This is a genomic window from Burkholderia stabilis (assembly GCF_001742165.1).
Lineage (GTDB): Bacteria > Pseudomonadota > Gammaproteobacteria > Burkholderiales > Burkholderiaceae > Burkholderia > Burkholderia stabilis.
Window position 1 is genome coordinate 2,904,751 of the sequence record NZ_CP016442.1, and the last position, 22,006, is coordinate 2,926,756.

The 22,006-nt window shown below is 67.1% G+C and carries 20 protein-coding genes; 10 read left to right on the forward strand and 10 right to left on the reverse strand.

The features are described 5' to 3' along the window. The first annotated feature begins 134 nt into the window (after positions 1-134). Positions 135-1,442 (forward strand): solute carrier family 23 protein, encoded by a 1,308-nt coding sequence (locus tag BBJ41_RS13535; protein WP_069746810.1) that lies wholly within the window; start codon positions 135-137, stop codon positions 1,440-1,442. 49 nt (positions 1,443-1,491) lie between these two features. Here BBJ41_RS13535 and BBJ41_RS13540 read toward each other — a convergent pair whose 3' ends face one another. Then, a complete protein-coding gene (locus tag BBJ41_RS13540; protein WP_069746811.1) occupies positions 1,492-2,376 on the reverse strand; it encodes a transcriptional regulator GcvA in 885 nt (294 codons plus the stop codon). Positions 2,377-2,472: 96 nt separating this feature from the next. Between BBJ41_RS13540 and BBJ41_RS13545 the strand changes: the two genes are divergently transcribed. Together BBJ41_RS13545 and BBJ41_RS13550 are read left to right on the forward strand one after the other, a co-directional pair. Beyond that, entirely contained in the window at positions 2,473-3,102 is a 630-nt protein-coding gene (locus BBJ41_RS13545; RefSeq protein ID WP_069746812.1) for a chromate transporter, read from the forward strand. Then, positions 3,099-3,626 (forward strand): chromate transporter, encoded by a 528-nt coding sequence (locus BBJ41_RS13550; RefSeq protein WP_069746813.1) that lies wholly within the window; start codon positions 3,099-3,101, stop codon positions 3,624-3,626. Before BBJ41_RS13545 ends, BBJ41_RS13550 begins: the two co-directional genes overlap by 4 nt. Positions 3,627-3,669: 43 nt before the next feature. Here the strand turns inward: BBJ41_RS13550 and BBJ41_RS13555 are convergent, their stop codons facing one another. After that, positions 3,670-4,002: a hypothetical protein gene (locus BBJ41_RS13555; protein ID WP_069746814.1), complete on the reverse strand. Its 333-nt coding sequence runs from the start codon at positions 4,000-4,002 to the stop codon at positions 3,670-3,672. A 384-nt stretch (positions 4,003-4,386) separates the two neighbouring features. On the opposite strand from BBJ41_RS13555, the gene BBJ41_RS13560 reads away from it, so the two are divergent. The 7 genes from BBJ41_RS13560 to BBJ41_RS13590 all read left to right on the forward strand — a co-directional run bounded on the left by BBJ41_RS13560 (position 4,387) and on the right by BBJ41_RS13590 (position 11,567). Beyond that, positions 4,387-5,109: a YoaK family protein gene (locus BBJ41_RS13560; protein ID WP_069746815.1), complete on the forward strand. Its 723-nt coding sequence runs from the start codon at positions 4,387-4,389 to the stop codon at positions 5,107-5,109. A gap of 648 nt (positions 5,110-5,757) precedes the next feature. Next, complete coding sequence (locus BBJ41_RS13565; protein ID WP_069746816.1) at positions 5,758-6,879, forward strand: porin; 1,122 nt, start codon at positions 5,758-5,760, stop codon at positions 6,877-6,879. A 375-nt stretch (positions 6,880-7,254) separates the two neighbouring features. Then, the gene (locus tag BBJ41_RS13570) at positions 7,255-7,485 is read left to right on the forward strand and encodes a hypothetical protein (RefSeq protein ID WP_069747700.1); all 231 of its coding nucleotides are present in this window, start codon (positions 7,255-7,257) and stop codon (positions 7,483-7,485) included. A 244-nt stretch (positions 7,486-7,729) separates the two neighbouring features. Further along, complete coding sequence (gor, locus tag BBJ41_RS13575) at positions 7,730-9,085, forward strand: glutathione-disulfide reductase (protein ID WP_069746817.1); 1,356 nt, start codon at positions 7,730-7,732, stop codon at positions 9,083-9,085. Positions 9,086-9,681: 596 nt separating this feature from the next. After that, positions 9,682-10,353 carry a CsgG/HfaB family protein gene (locus BBJ41_RS13580; RefSeq protein ID WP_197680897.1) on the forward strand — a complete coding sequence of 224 codons (672 nt, stop codon included), beginning with the start codon at positions 9,682-9,684 and terminating at the stop codon, positions 10,351-10,353. A 94-nt stretch (positions 10,354-10,447) separates the two neighbouring features. Beyond that, complete coding sequence (locus BBJ41_RS13585) at positions 10,448-10,891, forward strand: DUF4810 domain-containing protein (protein WP_069746819.1); 444 nt, start codon at positions 10,448-10,450, stop codon at positions 10,889-10,891. Between the two features lie 10 nt (positions 10,892-10,901). After that, positions 10,902-11,567 carry a DUF799 domain-containing protein gene (locus BBJ41_RS13590; protein WP_069746820.1) on the forward strand — a complete coding sequence of 222 codons (666 nt, stop codon included), beginning with the start codon at positions 10,902-10,904 and terminating at the stop codon, positions 11,565-11,567. A 162-nt stretch (positions 11,568-11,729) separates the two neighbouring features. On the opposite strand, the gene BBJ41_RS13595 is transcribed toward BBJ41_RS13590, so the two are convergent. From BBJ41_RS13595 to BBJ41_RS13630, 8 genes are all read right to left on the reverse strand, one after another. Then, positions 11,730-13,031: an NAD(P)/FAD-dependent oxidoreductase gene (locus BBJ41_RS13595; RefSeq protein WP_069746821.1), complete on the reverse strand. Its 1,302-nt coding sequence runs from the start codon at positions 13,029-13,031 to the stop codon at positions 11,730-11,732. Positions 13,032-13,056: 25 nt separating this feature from the next. Further along, positions 13,057-14,361: an NAD(P)/FAD-dependent oxidoreductase gene (locus BBJ41_RS13600; RefSeq protein WP_069746822.1), complete on the reverse strand. Its 1,305-nt coding sequence runs from the start codon at positions 14,359-14,361 to the stop codon at positions 13,057-13,059. 109 nt (positions 14,362-14,470) lie between these two features. Then, entirely contained in the window at positions 14,471-16,063 is a 1,593-nt protein-coding gene (locus BBJ41_RS13605; RefSeq protein ID WP_069746823.1) for a DUF3138 family protein, read from the reverse strand. A 116-nt stretch (positions 16,064-16,179) separates the two neighbouring features. Beyond that, a complete protein-coding gene (locus BBJ41_RS13610) occupies positions 16,180-17,019 on the reverse strand; it encodes an ABC transporter permease subunit (protein WP_069746824.1) in 840 nt (279 codons plus the stop codon). Continuing rightward, on the reverse strand, positions 17,016-18,002 hold the full coding sequence (locus BBJ41_RS13615; protein ID WP_069746825.1) for an ABC transporter permease subunit: 987 nt from the start codon (positions 18,000-18,002) through the stop codon (positions 17,016-17,018). Before BBJ41_RS13615 ends, BBJ41_RS13610 begins: the two co-directional genes overlap by 4 nt. 10 nt (positions 18,003-18,012) lie before the next feature. Beyond that, on the reverse strand, positions 18,013-19,170 hold the full coding sequence (locus tag BBJ41_RS13620; protein ID WP_069746826.1) for an ABC transporter ATP-binding protein: 1,158 nt from the start codon (positions 19,168-19,170) through the stop codon (positions 18,013-18,015). A gap of 188 nt (positions 19,171-19,358) precedes the next feature. Further along, on the reverse strand, positions 19,359-20,474 hold the full coding sequence (locus BBJ41_RS13625; RefSeq protein WP_069746827.1) for a polyamine ABC transporter substrate-binding protein: 1,116 nt from the start codon (positions 20,472-20,474) through the stop codon (positions 19,359-19,361). Positions 20,475-20,535: 61 nt separating this feature from the next. Beyond that, a complete protein-coding gene (locus BBJ41_RS13630) occupies positions 20,536-21,969 on the reverse strand; it encodes an aspartate aminotransferase family protein (protein ID WP_069746828.1) in 1,434 nt (477 codons plus the stop codon). Positions 21,970-22,006 lie beyond the last annotated feature (37 nt).

Below are 22,006 nucleotides of genomic sequence, written 5' to 3' on the forward strand. Positions count from 1 at the left end.
CGGTCGCGCCCCGGTTCGCGCACGCGGCACACCGCGCCCCGCGCTTGCCAGCCCCATTTCCGCTCCGTAAACTCGCGCCAGATTCCAGACCGGCGCACCCTCCGCAGCCGGCGACCGACAGGAGCTCTTTCCCCATGTCCGATTCCTACTTCCCGCGCTGGCGGGTGCAATCGACCGGCGCGGCGTCGCGCGTGGTCGGCCCCGACGAGCGCCTGCCGTGGCCGCAGATGGTCGCGATGGGCGTGCAGCACGTCGTCGCGATGTTCGGCTCGACCGTGCTCGCGCCGCTGCTGATGGGCTTTGACCCGAACCTGTGCATCTTCATGTCGGGCATCGGCACGCTGCTGTTCTTCGTGCTGGTCGGCGGCCGCGTGCCGAGCTACCTCGGCTCGAGCTTCGCGTTCATCGGCCTCGTGATCGCGGTGACGGGCTACGGCGGCAGCGGCCCGAACCCGAACATCCCGGTCGCGCTCGGCGGGATCGTCGCGTGCGGCGTCGTGTACGTCGCGCTCGGCGCGCTGGTGCAGGCGATCGGCACGCGCTGGATCGAGACGCTGATGCCACCCGTCGTGACCGGCGCGGTCGTCGCGGTGATCGGGCTGAACCTCGCGCCGATCGCGGTCAAGGGCGTGTCGGCGTCGACCTTCGACTCGGTGATGGCGCTCGTCACGGTGCTGTGCGTCGGCGGCGTCGCGGTGTTCGCGCGCGGGATGATGCAGCGCCTGCTGATCCTCGTCGGGCTCGTGATCGCGTACGTGATCTACGCGATCGCGACCAACGGGATGGGGCTCGGCAAGCCGGTCGACTTCTCGATCGTCGCGCATGCCGCGTGGTTCGGCGTGCCGGCGTTCAGCGCGCCGGTGTTCGACCCGCACGCGATGCTGATGCTCGCGCCGATCGCGGTGATCCTGGTCGCCGAGAACCTCGGCCACATCAAGGCCGTCAGCGCGATGACGGGGCACAACCTCGACCGCTACGTCGGCCGCGCGTTCATCGGCGACGGCCTGGCGACGATCGTGTCGGGCAGCGTCGGCGGCACGGGCGTGACGACCTACGCGGAGAACATCGGCGTGATGGCCGTCACGCGGATCTACTCGACGCTCGTGTTCGCAGTCGCCGCGCTGATCGCGATCGGGCTCGGTTTCTCGCCGAAATTCGGCGCGGTGATCCACACGATCCCGGGCCCGGTGCTCGGCGGCGTGTCGATCGTCGTGTTCGGGCTGATCGCGGTGACGGGCGCGCGCATCTGGGTGGTGAACAAGGTCGACTTCTCCGACAACCGCAACCTGATCGTCGCGGCCGTCACGCTGGTGCTCGGCGCCGGCGATTTCTCGCTGAAGATCGGCGGCTTCGGGCTCGGCGGGATCGGCACCGCAACGTTCGGCGCGATCATCCTGTACGCGATCCTGCGCAGGGAAAAGGAACCGGGTCCGGTGGTCTGACCGAAACACGGGCGGCAGCGGGCAGACCGCGCCGCCCGCCGGCGCGCCCTTACGCGCCGGTATTCGACTGCCCCTGCAGCCACGCGCAGAACTGCGCGACGAGCGGATCGTCGGCCGGCGCGTGCGGCGTGATCCACCAGTAGCTGCGCGTCGCGATGCGCGGCCCGGGCAGCGGCATCACGAGCCGGCCGCTCGCCAGCTCGTCGTCGATCAGCGGCAGCGGGCCGAGCGCGACGCCGAGCCCGTCGACGGCCGCCTGCAGCGCCAGGTAGAAGTGGTCGAACGACTGCCGCTTGCGCCCCTTCATCGTCACGCCGGCCGCCGCGAACCAGTCGCGCCAGCCTTCCGGCCGCGTATCCGAATGCAGCAGCACGTGCCGCGCGAGATCGTCCGCGCGTGCGATCGGCGTGCGCTTGAGCAGCGCGGGGCTGCAGACCGGAATCACGCTTTCGTCGAGAAAGTGGCCGCTCGTGCAGTTCGGCCAGTGGCCGGGGCCGCGGCGGATCGCGACATCGAAGCCGTCGAGCGCGTCGAGCGGCGCGTTCGACGTCGACAGCTTCAGCTCGACGTTCGGCACGTCGCGCTGGAACCGCGACAGGCGCGGCAGCAGCCATTTCATCGCGAAGGTCGGCAGCGCATTGATGCGCAGCACGCGCGCCGCGCCCGTGTTGCGCAGTTGCTCGGTCGCATGCGCGATGCTGTCGAACGCCGCGCGCACGGTGTCGAGATAGCGGCGGCCTTCGTCGGTGAGCTTCACGCGCTTGCCGTAGCGGTGGAACACCGGCTTGCCGAGCCAGGCCTCGAATGCGGCGATCTGCCGGCTGATGGCACCGTGAGTCACATGCAGCTCGTCGCCGGCGGCGCTGAAGCTTTCATGTCGTGCCGCGGCTTCAAAGGCCCGAAGCGCGGAAAAGGGTGGGAGATCGCGTGCCATGCTTGTGATTCTAGATCACAAGGGCGCGCCGATAAAATCGTTTTGCCGGCATCCTGAACGGCGGTAACCTCGGTTGACCGTTTGATGAGGAGCCCCATGCAATCCGTTTCCCCGCCGCCTGCCGCGTCGCCCCGCAGCGTCGGCCTCGCCGAGCTGTTCACCGGTTTCCTGGCGCTCGGCCTCATGTCGTTCGGCGGCGCGCTGCCGTTCGCACGGCGCACGATCGTCGACGAGCGCAAGTGGCTTTCCGCCGACGAATTCACCGATCTGCTCGGCCTGTGCCAGTTCCTGCCGGGCGGCAACGTGATCAACCTGTCGGTCGCGGTCGGCATGCGTTTTCGCGGCGTCGCTGGCGCGTTCGCGGGCATTCTCGGGCTGATCGCGGGCCCGACGCTCGTCGTCGTCGCGCTCGGCGTGCTGTATGCAAAGACGCAGAACGATCCGCACGTGCAGCACCTGTTCGCGGGGCTCGCCGCCGCGGCCGCAGGGCTGCTCGTCGCGATGGCCGTGAAGGTCGCGAAGCCGTTGCGTCACGCGCGCGCGGCGGCCGGCATCGCGGCGCTCGCGTTCGTCGCGATCGCGGTGCTGCGCGTTCCGCTGCTGACCACGATGCTCGTGCTGACGCCGATCAGCATCTGGCTGGCGTCGCGCCACCGCGATGCGGGTACGCCGCAGCCGGCGCCGGCCGCGGCAGCGCGCGATGCGCAGCACGGAGGCCGGCCATGAACGACACGCTGGTCGCGATCGCGACGATCTTCAGCCAGCTGTCGCTGCTGGCGTTCGGCGGCGGCAACACGATCCTGCCGGAGATGCAGCGGCAGGTCGTCGACGTGCATCACTGGATGAGCGCGCACGAGTTCACCGCGCTGTTCGCGCTGGCCCAGGCGGCGCCCGGGCCGAACATGATGATCGTGTCGCTGGTCGGCTGGCACGTGGCCGGCTGGGCCGGGCTGCTCGTCGCGTCGATCGCGAAGTTCGGGCCGTCGTCGGTCGTCACCGTGCTCGCGCTGCATGCGTGGGAGCGCTTTCGCGACCGGCCGTGGCGCCGCTACGTGCAGCAGGGGATGATGCCGGTCACCGCCGGGCTCGTCGCCGCGAGCGCGGTGCTGATCTCGGAGGCGTCGAACCGCACGGCGATCCAGTGGGGCATCACGGCCGCGTGCGCGGTGCTCGCATGGCGCACGCGCATCCATCCGCTGTGGCTGCTCGCGGGCGGCGCGCTGATCGGGCTCACCGGCTTCGGGCAGTGAGCCGCCACGCAGCCGGCCGGCCGTTGCCTGCCCCGGCCGCGCGCTACTGCGATGCTTCGCTGTGCACGAGGCCGAGCAGCCGCCCCCGCTCGCTGCTCACGTCGTCCGTCGCGGGCGGCCAGTCGATCACGTAACCCGCATCGAGCGCATCGCGCATGATCGTGCCGTAATCGGCCTTCGCGAGCCGGCCGCCGCGCAACGCGTCGGCCACTTCGTGCTTCAGCTTCGGCGTGAACGACGGATAGGCGGCCACCAGCGCCGCGTACTGGCGCGCATCGATCTCGCCCGATTCGCGGGTGAATGCCCAGACGGCCACCAGCACGATCGCGGCGAACGGGATCACGGTGTAGCGCAGGAAGAACTTCGCGAGTGTCATTCGAAGGCTCGGTGAAGCGGCGCGCGGGCCGCCGTCGGGCCGCACCCGGCCCGGTATACTCGGCCGGTCTTTCGCGGCGATACATGCGCGGCGATATCGATACGTGCCGGCTGGCCGCGATGCGCGACGGGAATCCGCACCTGGCGCAGAGCATTATATTGGCGCGCGGCAAGCGGCAAGCGGCAAGCGGCAAGCGGCAAGCGGCAAGCGGCAAGCGGCAAGCGGCAAGCGGCAAGCGGCAAGCGGCCATGTGGCGATGTGGCGATGTGGCGATGTGGCGATGCGCGGCCGCGTCGGGCCGGCGGCGTTCCGCGCGTGCCGGCATCACTGAATTTCGCACCGCCCGCCGCGAGCGGCCGGGTGGCGTGCATCACGGGAGGATCGATGGATCTCGACGGCGCCAGCCGCAATCTCACTGTCGCCGCGTTGCTGACGCTGTCCGGCGGCTATCTCGACGCGTACACGTATGTCGGCCACGGCCATGTGTTCGCGAACACGATGACCGGCAACGTCGCGCTGCTCGGCATCAACCTGTCGGCCGGCGAATGGGCCGCCGCGCTGCATCACGTGCCGCCGCTCGTCGGCTTCGTGATCGCGGTGTTCGTCGCGCACCTGCTCGGGCTCGCCGCGCAACGCGGCTGGATGCGGCACACGGCGTTCGCGAGCCTGATCGTCGAGATCGCGTTTCTCGGCGTCGCCGCGAGCGGCCTCGTCGGCGCATCGAGCGCGTGGCTGATTCCAGGGATTTCGTTCGTCGCGACGTTGCAGACGCTGTCGTTCACCCATCTCGAGGAACTGTCGTACACGTCGGTGATGACGACCGGCAACCTGCGGCGCGCCGCGCAGAAGCTGTTCGTCGGGCTGATCCCGCGCTACGACGCGGGCGCGCTGCACGATTCGGCGCTGCTCGCGACGATCAGCTTCTGCTTCCTGGCCGGCGCGGTGGTCGGCGGGCTCGCCACGCGGCTCGCGCCGGACATCGCGCTGTGGGGTGCCGTGCTGCTGCTCGTGGGCGCGTTCGCGGAGATCGTGCGGCGCGCGTGGCGTCGCGCGGGGAACGGCGGCGGCGACGCCAATGACGGCGGCGAGGCGGCGCAAACGGCCTGATGGTGTGTTCCGACGCGGCGGCTGGTGCGCCGCGTTCAGGATCGGCTGAAGCAACGCTTCGGTGCTTCATCAATTCGCCGAAACACCGAAACACCGAAACACCGAAACACCGAAACACCGAAACACCGAAACACCGAAACACCGAAACACCGAAACACCGAAACACCGAAACACCGAAACACCGAAACACCGAAACACCGAAACACCGAAACACCGAAACACCGAAACACCGAAACACCGAAACACCGAAACACCGAAACACCAATCCGCCGGTGCTCCCGAACGCGGGCCGGTTGCACCGGCCGCTGCCGATGCCAGCGTTCATCGCACGTTCCGCCGCACCGGCCACGCCGAACATCCCGCCGCGAAGCGGCCTTGACCGCACCGCCTCCTCGCCGATCCTTACAGCGCCGCGCGCCCCCGCCGGCACCGCCTCAACCCGCCCCGCCGGCTCGCGAGGCAAGCCAGGCGCGGGAAACGTTGTTCTCGGGCGACAAACGCGCGATTACCGCGCATTTCAATTTCTTTCAGCGATTGCAGTCGTCATATGATTCAGCCCACATCGCGCGCGCCAAGAACGTACGCGATCGCCACCCGGCTGCGCACGCGGCCGGCAATGAACGGAGACACCTACAAAAAGGAAAGCTCATGAAGCAGACCACCCGACTCGCAGCCATCGCAGGGGGCGCCGCGCTCGCATTCGCCAGCCAGTACGCGGCAGCACAAAGCTCGGTCACGCTGTGGGGCGTCGCGGACGCCAGCGTCCGCTACCTGACCAACGCGAACGCCAAGAACGACGGCCTGCTGTCGATGACCAACGGCGCGATCACGAACAGCCGCTTCGGCATCTACGGCACGGAAGACCTCGGCGGCGGCCTGAAGGCCGTGTTCAATCTCGAAAGCGGCGTGAACCTGCAGAACGGCGCATTCGCCGACAGCGGCCGCCTGTTCAACCGCGCAGCGTACGTCGGCCTGCAGAGCCCGTACGGCACGGTGACCCTCGGCCGCCAGAAGACGCCGCTGTTCGACCTGCTGTCGGATACCTACGATCCGCTGACGGTCGGCAACTACCTCGAAAACGCGTGGCTGCCGGTCGCACTCGGCGGCGGCCTGTATGCGGACAACCAGATCAAGTACACGGGCAAGTTCGCGGGCCTGACCGCGAAGGCGATGTACTCGACCGGCACCAACTACGAATCGACCGGCGCCGGCGGCTTCTCGGGCCAGATTCCGGGTTCGCTCGGCAAGGGCAATGCGTGGGGCGTGTCGCTGTCGTACGTGATGGGCCCGCTCAGCATCGCGGCCGGCGCGCAGCAGAACAGCGACAACTCGGCACGCAAGCAGACGATCTACCACGCGAACGTCGTGTATGCATTCAGCAAGGCGAAGATCTACGCGGGCTACCTGCGCTCGAAGGACGACACGGGCTTCGTCGACAGCCTGCTCGCGCAGCAGACGATTCCGGTCGCGAAGGGCACGGGCCGGATCGACGACGGTCCGTTCGCGGGCGTGAGCTGGCAGGTCAGCACGCCGCTGACGCTGACGGGCGCGTTCTACTACGACCACATGCGCAATGCGATGACCACGAACGGCACGCTCGCGAGCGGCAACCGCTACGCGATCGTCGGCATCGCCGAGTACGCGCTGAGCAAGCGCACCGAAATCTACGGCACCGTCGACTTCAACAAGACGAACGGCGCGGCGAACGTCGAGCTGCCGGGTCGCAGCAACCAGACGGGCATCGCGATCGGCCTGCGCAATATCTTCTGACGAACGTCGGAACGCACGCGCCGGCATTCGTCCGGCATGCATCGAAGAGGCGCCGCAAGGCGCCTCTTTTTTTCGTCATGCGGCGTTCATACGCGCACACGACTATTCGGCAATCGCTCCATTGCGCAAGTCCCGCGCCGTAAGCGATCCGTCGGCATTCCAGAACATACTTTTACAGTGCGCGCGAAGGCTTTCCGCTACGCTGCGTGCATTGCCCGTTGCGTGCCGTCGTGCACGCGCGTGCATCGTTCCGGCAGGCGCTCCACGCGCGTGGCCGGCCTGGTGCGTAACTTGTGTATCCGGTGATGACAATCGCGGTGCGCCGGTTTTTTTCGTGGGACGATGCGCTCACGATTTTCTTGAAAGGGGATGACGATGGGTATCCTGGACACGGTAGGTGAAATCGCTGGCGCAGTGGCGGCTGTCGAAGGCGCGGAAAAGCTGGATCCGGATGCGGGCCTGCTGACCAAGGCGGCCGCGGCCGTCGCCGGCTTCAAGGGCGCCGAAGCGATCGAAGGCATGCTCGAGAAGAAGAAGGAAGAGCAGCCCGAGCAACAGGCCGACGATACGCAGGCGACGGACGGCAGCGACACGTCGCAGGCATGAGCATGGCGGCTGGTCCGGCCGCGGGTGCGCCGTTCGCGCGCCCGGGCGGACCGGTGCCGCGCAGCCGGCAGGTCGGGCATGCGGTCGATCGGTGACGCATGACACACCCGGCAGTCGGGTTGACCGGCGAGAGGCAACGTCTCTCGCCGTTTTTTATTGGGCGCGCGCCGGTTCGAGCCGCACCCCGCAAGAAATCCGGAATCTTGCTATCGTGCCGTCATCCGAACTGCGATGAGGCAATGCGATGGATTTCGACTACGACCTGTTCGTCATCGGGGCCGGCTCGGGTGGCGTGAGGCTGGCACGGATGTCGGCGTCATACGGCGCGCGCGTCGGCATAGCGGAAGAAGAGCAGATCGGCGGCACCTGCGTGCTGCGCGGCTGCATTCCGAAGAAGCTGCTCGTCTACGCGTCGCACTATCCGCACGAGATCGAGGACGCGAAAGGCTTCGGCTGGACCTTCGGCGCCGGCACGCTCGACTGGCCCGCGCTGATCGCCGCGAAGGATCGCGAGATCAACCGCCTGAGCGACATCTACATCAGCCTGCTGCAGCAATCGGGCGTGGACATGCATGCGGGGCGCGCGACGCTCGTCGACGCGCACACGGTGGCCGTCGGCGGACGCACGATCCGTGCGCGCCACATCGCGATCGCGACCGGCTCGCGTCCGTCGCTGCCGCCGCGGCCCGGCATCGAGCATGCGATCACGTCGCGCGAGGCGCTGTCGCTCGCGGCTTGCCCCAGGCGCATCGCGGTGGTCGGCGGCGGGTACATCGCGGTCGAGTTCGCGGGCATCTTCAACGGCCTCGGCAGCCAGGTCGACCTGTTCTATCGCGGCGAGAAGATCCTGCGCGGCTTCGACGACGACGTACGTCAATTCCTGACCGACGAGATGACGAAGCAGGGTGTCGCGATCCATTCGCGCGCGGTGGTCGAAGCGATCGCGCGCGCGGACGACGGCACGCTGAGCGTGCGCGTCGGCGATGCGTGGCACGGGCCGTACGACCAGGTGCTGTATGCGACCGGCCGCGTGCCGAACGTCGACGGGCTCGGGCTCGAACAGGCGGGCGTTTTGCTCGACGCGGGCGGCGCGATCGCCGTCGATGCGTATTCGGCGACGTCGGTCGCGTCGATCCATGCGATCGGCGACGTCACGTCGCGGCCGCAGCTCACGCCGGTGGCGACACGTGACGGCGGGCTGCTCGCGCGCACGCTGTTCGGCGGGTCGCGCGTCGCGGCGGATCACGAATGGGTGCCGTCGGCCGTGTTCAGCCAGCCCGAGGTCGCGACGGTCGGCCTCACCGAGGCGGATGCGCGTACCGCGCACGGCGGAGTCGACATCTATCGCACGTCGTTCAAGGCGCTGCGCCACACGCTGTCGGGCCGCGACGAGCGCACGCTGATGAAGCTGGTCGTCGCGCGCGACAGCCAGCGCGTGATCGGCGCGCACATGGTCGGCCGCGACGCTGGCGAGATCATCCAGGGCATCGCGATCGCGATTCGCGCGGGCGCGACGAAGGCGCAGTTCGACGACACGATCGGCATCCACCCGACCGCGGCCGAAGAATTCGTGACGATGCGGCAGAAGGTGGCCGACTAGCGGCGCGAGGCGCGCAGGCGGCATGGCAATCGCGCATTCGATTGCCTGCCCCGATGGCTTTCCGGATGCCGGGATGTTGAGCCGGTGTCTTGTTCGCTATTGGTTGGCGTGCGCCAATCGCCGATCATCGCGTTCGCGATGGCCGTCGCCACCAGGCGATGAACAGCGCGCGCCGTCGGCGGTTCGGACCGGTCCCGATTCGGGCGATCGCGGCCGATGTGCTGCCGCGCCACAGAATTCGTCAATTTTTTTCAATACGCCGCGTCCTGATAAACAGGCTTGGTATGATCGCGCAAAATCATATACGGGGCCGATGATGCGCGATCAACAGCGCAGTAACCACAACAACGATGCAACCGGCGCGCGCGAACCTGTCGCGCAGGGCGCCGTCCATCCGCTTTTCGCCGCCACACCTCCGTTGCGCGCGCCTTTCCTTCACTTGTAGCCATCGCCGGCCCGGCGATGCATTCGCATGCGCGCGCATCGCGCCGATGCGCGTGCCCGTTCGCGCCGCGGCCGTTTCGACGGCCGGCTCGTTCTCGAGCCGGCGTGCCCATTCCGGGCAATTTCTTCACGCAAGGAGACCAGCAGTGAACATTCAGACACGACGCACCGTTCTCGTCGCGGCAGCGGTTGTCGCCGCGCTGTCCGGCTGCGCGACCGAATCGTCGCGCACGCTCGACGTGCCGGCCGTGAGCAGCGCGCAGAAGCCGTATGCCGGCAAACCCGTTGCGATCGCGGTCGGCAAGTTCGACAACCGCTCGAGCTACATGCGCGGCATTTTCTCGGACGGCATCGACCGTCTCGGCGGACAGGCGAAGACGATCCTCGTCACGCGCCTGCAGCAGAGCCGCCGCTTCAACGTCCTCGATCGCGAGAACCTCGACGAGATCAAGCAGGAAGCCGGCTTCATGAAGAAGGCGCAGGCGGTGAAGGGCGCGAACTACGTGGTGACGGGCGACGTGACGGAGTTCGGCCGCAAGGACGTCGGCGATCACCAGCTGTTCGGCATCCTCGGCCGCGGCAAGACGCAGGTCGCCTACGCGAAGGTCAACCTGAACATCGTCGACACGACGACGTCGGAAGTCGTCGCATCGAGCCAGGGCGCGGGCGAGTTCAGCCTGTCGAATCGCGAAGTGATCGGCTTCGGCGGCACGGCCGGCTACGACTCGACGTTGAACGGCAAGGTGCTGGATCTCGCGATCCAGGAAGCCGTGAACCATCTGGCCGAACAGGTGGACGCCGGGGCGCTGAAGGTATCGCAGTAAATCGCGCGGCCAGCATCGAAGCAAGTGTTGCAGCGGGCGCCAGGGCCGGCGTCGCGCTCGACCGATTGACCACGACATCAAAAGAGAAAAGACCATGAAACGGGGTAACTGGCTGCCGGCGACGGCAGCCGCATTGCTGCTCGCCGGCTGCGCGAGCTCCACGCCGCCGCTCTATCAGTGGACGGGCTACCAGCCGCAGGTGTACGAATACTTCAAGGGGCAGAAGTCGCCGCAAGAGCAGATCGATGCGCTCGAAAAGGCGCTGCAGGAGATCCGCGGGAAGGGCCATACGCCGCCGCCGGGCTTCCATGCGCATCTCGGGATGCTGTACGCGAGCGTCGGCAACGAGCAGCAGGCCGAGCAGGAGCTGCAGGCCGAGAAACAGCTGTTCCCGGAATCGTCGACCTACATGGATTTCCTGCTGAAGAAGAAAACCGGCGCGACGAAACCCGCGGATCAGAAGGCGGCCGCGCAAGGCGCCGCCGGCCAGACGATCGCCGGCCAGAAGAACGCCGATTCGAATTCCGCCAAACAGTGACGTGCCCGCCATGTTCAAGACACTCTCATTCAAGCTGATGTCCGTGCTGTCGATCGTCGCGCTGCTGAGCGCGTGCGCGCAGCCGGTGAAACGCCCCGATTACACGGCGTTCAAGAAGAGCCAGCCGCGCTCGATTCTCGTGCTGCCGCCGGTCAACGAAACCTCGGACGTCGCGGCGACCTACGGGGTGCTGTCGCAGATGACGCTGCCGCTCGCCGAATCCGGTTATTACGTGGTGCCGGTCGCGGTGATGGACGAGACGTTCAAGCAGAACGGCCTGACCAACGCGGCCGAGATCCAGGAGACGCCGCCCGCGAAGTTGCGCGAGATCTTCGGCGCGGACGCCGCGCTGTATTCGAAGGTTTCGCAGTACGGCACCGTGTACCGGATCATCACGAGCGCGACGGTCGTATCGACCTCGGCGAAGCTCGTCGACCTGCGCACGGGCGACGTGCTGTGGCAGGGCCAGGCGAGCGCGAGCAGCGACGAAGGCGGCAACAACGGTGGTGGCGGACTGATCGGCATGCTCGTGGTGGCTGCAGTCAAGCAGATCGCGAACTCGCTGATGGATCAGAGCCACGACATCGCCGCGTTCACGAGCAACCGGCTGTTGTCGGCCGGCCCGCCGAACGGGTTGCTCTACGGGCCGCATTCGCCGAAGTACGGCACGGACTGATCGGCGCAGGCACGGCGTACGTCGTGCGGCGGCGGGTGTGAATATTCGCCGGTCGCCGCGCAATCCGATGGTTCACCCGAACGGCCGCGCGCGTGCGCGGCCGTTTTGCATCGGCGCGCCGCGTGCGTGTACCGCTCGCGCCGTGCCGATGCTTCACGATGCTCAATGCATGCCGAATGCGTCGAGCAGCCGATACCAGCCCATCGCGAGCACCAGCGCCGGCGTGCGCAGCGCCGCGCCGCCCGGGAAGTCGCGATGCCGGATTTTGTCGAACAGGTCGAAGCGGCTCGCCTGTCCGTCGATCGCTTCGGCGATCAGCTTGCCCGCGAGCGCGGTCGTGTTCACGCCGTGCCCGGAAAATCCCTGCGCGAAGTACATCGTCGGCGCGACGCGGCCGAAGTGCGGCGCGCGGTTCATCGTGATGTCGACGAAGCCGCCCCATGCGTAGTCGACCTTCACGTCCGCGAGCTGCGGGAACGTCTTCAGCATGTCCTCGCGCATCGCCGCCGCGAGATCGCGCGGCTGCCGTGTCGAATAGCTGACCTTGCCGCCCCACACGAGCCGCGTGTCGGGCGCCGGCCGGAAATAGTCGAGCACGAAGCGGCTGTCGCAGATCGCCGCGCGCGCGGGCATCAGCGCGGCGGCGCGCGCTTCGCCGAGCGGCTCGGTTGCGATCACGTACGTGCCGACCGGCATGATCTTCTTCGACAGCGCGGGCGAGAGCGTGCCCACGTAGGTATTGCACGCGAGCACGACGAAGCGTGCACGCACGTGGCCTTCGCTCGTCTCGACGACGTGACCGCCCGCGACGTCGCGCACGCGCGTCACGCAGCTGTCCTCGTGGATGCGCACGCCCGCATCGGTCGCCGCACGGGCAAGGCCGAGCGTGTAGTTGAGCGGATGCAGGTGGCCGCTGTCCGGGTCGTACAGGCCGCCGCGATAGCGCGACGATTGCACGTAGTCGCCGATCTCGTCTTCCTCGACGAAGTGGAAGCGGTCGTAGCCGAAGCGCTTCGCGGCTTCGTCGCGCCAGCGCTTGAGCGAATCGGCGTCGCGCTCGGTGTTCGCCGCGGTCAGGTAGCCGGGCACCAGCGCGCAGTCGATGTCGTGCTGCGCGATGCGCGACTTCACGAGCGACAGCGTTTCGAGCCCCATGTCCCAGATGCGCTTCACGTCGCCCTCCGGCATGAATTGCGCGAACGTGTCGATGTCGCACGCAAAACCGCCGATCAGCTGGCCGCCGTTGCGGCCGCTCGCCGCCCATCCGACCCGAGATGCTTCGAGCACGGTCACCGAATGGCCGCGCTCGGCGAGGTTGAGCGCGGCGGACAGGCCCGTGAGGCCCGCACCGATCACGCACACGTCGGCATCGGTCGCGCCGGCGAGCGGCGCATGGCGGGTCGTATCGTTGGCGGTCGCCGCGTAGTAGGACGCGACGTGCGGCTGGTTGGCGAATGTCTGCATGGTCTGGAGAACGGAGAAAGAGGGCTCAGAACAGCTCGCGTACACGGTGGTACAGCATCCCGAGTTCGAGCGCGGGTTGCCGCCATGCGTCGCCGCCGGGGAAGCGCCGGTGACGCAGGCGCGCGAACAGGTCGAACGCGCGCGTATCGCCCGCGATCGCACCGGCAATCGCGCGTCCGGCGATGCCGGTGAGCGCGACGCCGTGCCCGCTGAAGCCCTGGACGTAGAAGAAGTTCGGGTCGAGCGCGCCGAAGTCCGGCGCGCGGTTGCGCGTGACGTCGACGAAGCCGCCCCACGCGTGCTCGACGCGCACGTCGCCGAGCTGCGGGAACACGCCGGTCATGCGCTGCCGGATCGTTTCGGCCAGCGTGGCGGGCGAAGCGCCGGCCGAATTCGCGCGGCCGCCGAACAGCATCCGGTGGTCGGCCGACAGCCGGAAGTAGTCGAGGAAGAAATTGTTGTCGCACACGGCTTCGCGCTGCGCGATCAGCGCATCGGCGCGTGCCTGGCCGAGCGGCTCGGTCGCGATGATGTACGACGCGATCGGTGCGATGCGCGCGGCGGTCGCGGCGGGCAGCACGCCGCCGGGCCCCGCGTTGCAGCACGAGACGACGAAGCGGCAGCGCACCTCGCCCGACGGCGTGCGCACGACGGGCCGCGCGCCGCGCACGATGTCGAGCGCGGGCGTGTGCGCAAACAGCGCGACGCCTTCGCGGCGCGCGGCCTCGGCGAGGCCGAGGCAGTACTTGAGCGGATGCAGGTGGCCCGACAGCGGATCGTGCACGCCGGCGAGATACCGTGTCGATGCGATGCGCGCCTGGATCGCGCCGGTGTCGAGCCACGCGAGCGACGGATGGCCCCAGCGCGACGTCGCGGCGTCCATCCACGCGCGCAGGTCGTCGATGCGGCGCGGCTTCGTCGCGACCGTCAGGTAGCCGCGCGTGAAATCGCAGTCGATCCCGTAGTGCGCGATCCGCTCGGCGATCAGCGCGACGCCGTCGAGCGACAGCGACCACGCGGCGCGCGCGCCGTCGGCGCCGAGCTGCCGCTCGATCTCCTCGTCCTTCGCGAAGCCGGTGATCGCCTGGCCGCCGTTGCGGCCCGACGCGCCCCAGCCGGGACGGTGCGCATCGATCACGGCGACGGACAACCCGCGCGCGCGGCAGTCGAGCGCCGTCGACAGGCCCGCGAAGCCCGCGCCGATCACGCAGACGTCGACGTCGATCGCATCGTCGAGCACCGGGTCGTCAACGACGGGCCGCGTGGCCGTCGCTTCGTAGTACGAGTCGCGCGCGAGCGCATCGGCGCGGCGGGTGAAAGACTGCGTCATGAAACCGACTCCCTCGAAAAGGCTGCCACGGCCTGCGACCTGCCGGCAGCCGCCCCTGAAAACGGCGCGGGACGCCGTGCGCGCGGCACGGCGTCCCGCGTGTGCTGCGTCAGAACGAATAGATGAACTGCGTCGCGAGCAGGTCGTTGGACTTGCCGTACGACCCGTCGTTGCGCAGGAACACCTTGTTGTTCGCCCAGTCGTGCCGGTATTCGACCTTCACGGTGATCTGCTGGGTCGGATAGAACAGCAGGTCGAGCGCGACGTCCTGGCGCACGGCCCCCTTGCACTCGAAGCCGAGGCCGCCGCCGGCCTTCGACATCGCGAGGCAGTCCGCGTCGACGCCGAAGCCGTTGTTCGGGTCCATCCCGTTGCCGTTCAACGCGATGCCGCCGCCGCCGCCGCCGTTCTTCGAGTTGGCGAGCAGGTCGTAGCGCAGCGTCACGCCCATGCGGCCGACCACCGGCGCGTTGAACTTGCGGTGCGCGAGCAGCGACAGGCCGTACCACTGCGCGAGCCCGCCGTTGAACGCCGCATGCTGCTGCCGGCCGTAGTCGACTTCGGCGTTGTACTGAATATCGGCGAGCGTGTAGGTCGCATCGAGTTCGCCGAAGAAGAACGAACCGTATGCGCTCGGCGCCGCGCCGCCCGGGCCGTAGTTGACGCCGATCTGCTGGCCGGTGACCGGATCCGTCACGGCGGCTGACGACAGCGTCTGCCGGCCGATGTTGAACGACCCGCCGAGGTCGAGCGCGCTCGACCACGTGTAGTCGGCACGCGCGGTGAAGGTCGGCACCTTGTTGCTCGTGGTGATCGGATCGCCGAGCGCATTCACGCCCTTCTGCGTGACCGAACCGTACGTGCGGTACTGCTCGTTGCCGAGGAAGAACTTCCACGCCCAGTTGCCCTTCGTGTAGTTCGCGCCGATACCGACGTAGCTGCCCGGGTCCGAGAAATCGTACAGCAGGTTGTGCGTGAGCGTGAGCATCTGGTTCGACTGCTGCACCTCGTAGCCGCCGAAGCTCGGGATCAAACCGGCGACCAGCGTCGTCTCGGCCGTGATCGGCACGTTGATGATCGCCGTGTTCAGCAGGTTGTCGGTGATCGAGCCGCGCGAGTTCTGCAGCAGCGTGATGCCGTTGCCGCGGTTCGGCATCAACGTGATTTCAGCCGACGGCGCCATCGGGCCGACGCCGAACGTCTTCTTGATGTCGAGGTAGAGATCGCCGAACGTGCTGTTGAAGTAGTTGTACGCGTTCTCGTGGTTCGCGAACAGGAACGACGACGTGCCGGCCGCGCGGTTGTACATGTAGGTCGGATCGATGTAGCCCGTCACCGACAGGCCGGCGAGCGGGCCCGTGTTGGCGGCGTCCGTCAGCGAGTCGACCTTCAGCTGCTGGTTCGCGATCTGCTGCTTCATTTCGCTGACTTCATCGTTGGTCAGCGCGGCCTGCGCCTTGCCGTAATCGGGCGAGGCAGGATCGGCTGCCACCATGACCGGCGCCGCGCCAGCCTTCGCACCGGCCTGCGCGACAGCGGCGCCGCCCGGCTTCGCGGTGAGCTGCGCCTGCATGGCCTTCATCTGTTTCTGCAACGCCGCGACCTGCGCCTGCAGCGCCTTGATCTCGGCGGATGTCGAGTCGGCCAGCGCGATGCCCGGCAACGCGCTGGCCACCAGCAGGCAGATCAGTTTCTTCTTCATTGCGGATTCTCCTTGTCGTGCGCCTGTCAAATCGGGATCGAATCGCGCGCCCCCCCTGGGGCAGCGCGTCTTGCTTGTCTGCAGTGCTTGTTATCTTCGAAGCGGGAAGCGGGCCGTCACGCCACCGCGAACGCCGCCTTCATGTCGGCCACCCGGCGTCGTTCACGCGCGATCATCATCCGGTTCACGACGATCACGCCGATCGTCACGGCCGTGATGAACAGCGTCGCCAGTGCGTTCATCTCCGGGTTCAGCCCCAGCCGCACCCGCGAGAACACCACCAGCGGCAGCGTCGTCGACCCCGGCCCCGACAGGAACGCCGACAGCACCAGGTCGTCGATCGACAGCGTGAACGACAGCAGCCACCCCGACAGCAGCGCCTGCGAGATCAGCGGCAGCGTCACCACGAAGAACACCTTCAGCGGCGTCGCGCCCAGATCCAGCGCCGCCTCCTCCAGCGACTTGTTCATCTCCTTCACGCGCGACTGCACGATGATCGCCACGTACGACACGCACAGCATCACGTGACCGATCCAGATCGTCACCATCCCGCGACCCTTCGGCCAGCCGAACATCTGCTCCAGTGCCACGAACAGCAGCAGCAGCGAGATGCCCTGGATCACTTCCGGAATCACCAGCGGCGCGTTGATCATCCCCGTGTACAGCGTGAAGCCCTTGAAGCGGCCGAAGCGCGCGAGCACGAAACCCGCCCACGTGCCGATCACGACCGACGCCGTGGCAGTCAGCAGACCGATCTTCAGCGACAGCCACGCGGCCGTCAGCAGCTCGTCGTCGTCCAGCAGCGCCGCGTACCACTTCAGCGAGAAGCCCGACCACACCGTCACCAGCTTCGACTCGTTGAACGAGTACACGATCAGGCTGATGATCGGGATGTACAGGAACAGGAACCCGAAGGCGAGGACGCCCGTCGACAGCGGTTTGCTCGGCTTGATCATTTCGCTTCCTCCAGTTCCTTGACCTGGTAGTACTGGAACAGCGCCATCGGCACCAGCAGCAGCATCACCATCGCGACCGTCACCGCGGACGCCATCGGCCAGTCCATGTTGTTGAAGAACTCATCCCACATCACGCGGCCGATCATCAGCGTGTCGGCGCCACCCAGCAGCTCCGGAATCACGTACTCGCCCACCGCCGGGATGAACACCAGCAGGCTGCCGGCGATGATCCCGTTCTTCGACAGCGGCAACGTGATCCGCGTGAACGCGACCCACGGTTTCGCGCCGAGGTCGTATGCGGCTTCGAGCAGCGTGAGGTCCATCTTCACGAGGTGCGCATACAGCGGCATCACCATGAACGGCAGGTACGAATAGACCATCCCGATGTAGACGCCCGCATCGCTGTGATACAGCCGCAGCGGCGTGTGGATGATCCCCAGCGCGATCAGCGTGTGGTTCAGCAGGCCGTCGTCCTTCAGGATGCCGATCCATGCGTACACGCGGATCAGGAACGACGTCCAGAACGGCAGCATCACGGCCATCATCAGTACGTTGCGCCGGTTCGGTTCCGAGCGCGCGATGTAGTACGCCATCGGGTAGCCGATCAGCAGGCACAGCACCGTCGACACGGCGGCCATCTTCAGCGAGCTGAGGTAGGTCGCGATGTACAGGTCGTCCTGCAGCAGGAACGCGTAGTGCGACAGCTGCAGCGCGAAGTGCACGACGCCGTCCTTGAACTCGACGAGCGACGTGTACGGCGGGATGCCCATCACCTGGTCGGCGAAGCTGATCTTCAGCACCAGCACGAACGGCAGCGCGAAGAACACGGCCAGCCACAGGAACGGCACGCCGATCGCGACGCTGCGGCCCGACGGCAGGAAACGCGACAGCGCGGCGAAACGGTTCGGGCGCGGCCGGCCAGCGCCGGTACTGGCGGCGCTCGACGACACCGATGCGGACGGAGTGGAAGCAGAGGTTCTCATCGTGTCGTCCTCACTGCGTCAGTACGACGCCGCTGGCCGGCGACCACGACACGAACACATCGTCGTTCCAGGCCGGTGCGTCATCGTTCATCAGGTGCGAGCTCGACAGGTTCGACACGACCGTCTTGCCGCTCGGCAGGCGTACGTGATACAGCGAGTAGCTGCCCATGTACGCGATGTCGGTCACAACGCCGCGCGCCCAGTTGTGTTTCGAGCCCGGTTTCTCGCGCGACACGTGGATGCGTTCGGGGCGCACCGAGATGCCGACCGGCATCCCGAGCGGGCCCGTCACGCCGTGGCTCACGTACATACGTGCTTCGAGATCGTCGCTTTCGACGAAGATGTGATCGGGCTCGTCCTCGACGACGCGGCCTTCGAACAGGTTCGTCGAGCCGATGAATTCGGCCGAGAAGCGGCTGTTCGGAAACTCGTACACTTCACCCGGCGCGCCGATCTGCACGATCTTGCCTTCGCTCATCACCGCGAGGCGGCTGGCCATCGTCATCGCTTCTTCCTGGTCGTGCGTGACCATCACGCAGGTCACGTCGACTTTCTCGATGATGTTGACGAGTTCGAGCTGGGTTTTCTGGCGGATCTTCTTGTCGAGCGCGGACATCGGCTCGTCGAGCAGCAGCAGCTTCGGGCGCTTGACCAGCGAGCGGGCCAGCGCGACACGCTGCTGCTGGCCGCCGGAGAGCTGGTGCGGCTTGCGCTGCGCGTACTTGCTCATCTGCACGAGCGCGAGCGCGTCGGCCACGCGCTCCTTGATCTCGTTCTTCGGCGTGCCTTCCTGCTTCAGGCCGAACGCGACGTTCGATTCGACCGACATGTGCGGGAACAGCGCGTACGACTGGAACATCATGTTGACCGGGCGGCGGTACGGCGGCAGCGACGCGAGGTCCTCGCCGTCGACGAAGATCTTGCCGGAGGTGGCCGTTTCCAGCCCGGCGAGCATGCGCAGCAGCGTGGACTTGCCGCAGCCCGAGCTGCCGAGCAGCGCGAACAGTTCGTTCTTCGCGATAGTCAGGTTCACGTTGTCGACGGCCGTGCTGTCGCCGAATTTCTTCACGACGTTTTCGATGCGTACGAAGGCGTCGTTCGGCGAGCGGGCGGCGGCAGCGGCCGGTTGGGTCTGTCGTGCAGCAGCGGAAGAGGGTATCGATTGCATGGGAGTCACCATTCGTTCTTCACGGATTGCAGGCGTGAGCGTCCCCGCGCGAGGCGCGCAACGCGACTCGCGGACAACGGCTCGTGCCGGATGGAACAGTGCGCGCGGCGCGCGCGGGCGGACGGAAGTCCGCGGATCTCAGACGGGCAGGCGTCTTGCGAAGCCTGCGCCGCCGTCAGGCATCGCGATCAGTGGCCGGTCTTCAGCTGCGCCCACAGACGGTTCTCGAGGCGCAGGATGTCGGCCGGCATCGGCTTCATCAGCACCATCTTCTTCAGCACGTCTTCGGGCGGGTAGACGGTCGGGTCCTGCGCGACGGCCGGCGTGACGAACTGGTGCGCGGCCTTGTTCGCGGTCGGGTAGAACACCGTGTTGGTGATCGCCGCGTTGACCTTCGGATCGGATACGTAGTTGATCCACTTCAGTGCGCTCTCGGGGTGCGGTGCATCCTTCGGGATCACCATCACGTCGAACCACAGCAGGCCGCCTTCCTTCGGGTTCGTGAATTTGATGTCGTACGAACGCTTCGCTTCGGATGAGCGGCGATGCGCGATACCGACGTCGCCCGACCAGCCGAGCACGACGCACACGTCGTTGTTCGCGAGGTCGTTGATGTAGCCGGACGAGTTGAACTGGGTGATGTACGGGCGGACTTTCTTCAGGACTTCGAATGCAGCCTGGTAATCGCCGGGGTTGGTGCTGTTCGGGTTCTTGCCCATGTACTGCAGCGTGGCGGCGAACACGTCGACGGCCTGGTCGAGGAACGACACGCCGCAGCTCTTCAGCTTCTCCATGTTGGCCGGGTCGAACACCAGCGCCCAGCTGTCGACGGGCGCCTTGTCGCCGAGTGCCTTCTTCACTGCCTGCGCGTTGTAGCCGATGCCGTCGGTGCCGTAGGCCCAGGGGACGCCGTACTGGTTGCCCGGGTCGGCATCGGCGATCATCTTCATCAGCAGCGGGTCGAGGTTCGCGAGGTTCGGAAGCTTCGACTTGTCGAGCTTCTGGTACACGCCGGCCTGGATCTGCTTGGCCATGTAGTTCGACGTCGGCACGACGATGTCGTAACCCGAGCTGCCGGCAAGCAGCTTCGCCTGAAGCGTGTCGTCGCTGTCGTAGTTGTCGTACTTGACGTGGATGCCCGTCTGCTTCTGGAAGTTCGGGATCGTGTCCGGTGCGATGTAGTCGGACCAGTTGTAGACGTTCAGCTCGTCGGCATGCGCCGATGGGCTGGCGACCGATGTGAACGCTGCCGCGGCGGCGAGGGCGGCAACAGAACAGGCTTGGCGAAGAAAGCAGGCACGCATGGTGGAATTCCCCTGGTTATGGCGGCGTGCGGCGCCCGCCGCACGCCTGTAGGCAAGGCCGTTACGAAATACCCAGTTGCTGGGCGGTCGCATCGACGGCCTTTTTCGCCTTCGATACGAGTTCATCGATTTCCTGACGCGAGATCACGAGCGGCGGCGACAGCAGCATCCGGTCGCCGGTCGCGCGCATGATCAGGTTGCCGTTGAAGCAGAAGTCGCGGCAGATCGTGCCGACGTCGCCGCCGTTCGCGAAGCGGCGGCGTTCGGCCGGCGCTTCGGCGAGCTGCAGGCTCGCGACGAGGCCGTGGCCGTGCACCTCGCCGACGATCGGGTGATGCGCGAAGGTCTCGCGCATCAGTGCCTGGAAGTACGGGCCCGTGTCGTTCTTCACGCGCTCGACGATCCCTTCGTCGCGCAGCAGTTTCAGGTTCGCGACCGCGACGGCCGCCGCCACCGGGTGCCCCGAATACGTGAGGCCGTGATTGAATTCGCCGTTGTCGATGATCGGGCGTGCGACGCGCTCGTGAATGCCGACCGCCCCCATCGGCACATAACCCGACGTCAGCCCCTTCGCCATCGTGATGAGATCCGGCTCGAAGCCGAAGTGCTGGTGCGCGAACCATTCGCCGGTGCGTCCGAACCCGCCGATCACTTCGTCGGCGACGAGCAGGATGTCGTACTTGCGGCAGATCCGCTGGATTTCCGGCCAGTACGTCGACGGCGGGAAGATCACGCCGCCCGCGCCCTGGAACGGCTCGCCGATGAACGCTGCGACGTTCTCCGCGCCGAGTTCGAGAATCTTCGCTTCGAGCTGCTGCGCGCGCGCGAGGCCGAACGCCTCCGGCGTTTCGCCCGGCTGCGCTTCGCCGAAGAAATACGGCTGGTCGATGTGCACGATGTGCTCGACCTTCGACGGCATCTGCTCGTGCATGTAGCCCATCCCGCCGAGCGTGCCGCCGGCGATCGTCGAGCCGTGATAGCCGTTCTTGCGCGAGATCACGTATTTCTTCTGCGGCTTGCCCTGCACGCGCCAGTACTGGTGCACGAGGCGCAGCACGGTGTCGTTGCCTTCCGAGCCGCTGTTGCAGTAGAAGAAGTGGTTGAAGCCTGCGGGCGTCACTTCCGCGAGCATCGCGGAGAGCTCGATCACCGGCGGGTGCGTGGTCTTGAAGAACGTGTTGTAGAACGGCAGTTCCTGCAGCTGGCGATACGCGGCGTCGGCGAGTTCCTTGCGGCCGTAGCCGACGTTCACGCACCAGAGGCCGGCCATCCCGTCGATGACCTTGTTGCCTTCCGAGTCCCACAGGTAGACGCCTTCGCCCTTCACGATCACGCGGCTGCCGGCGCGGTTCAGTGCGCCCATGTCCGAGAACGGATGAATGTGGTGCGCGGCGTCGAGCGTGCGGTATTCGGCGGTCGAGCGGGCCTGCGTCGCGCGCGGCGCGACGGCCGGCGCGGCCGGCTGGATCCAGGCAGATTCGTTGCGGTAAGTCATGTTTCCTCCGTGATTCCGTATGGCGGTTGTGCGCGCG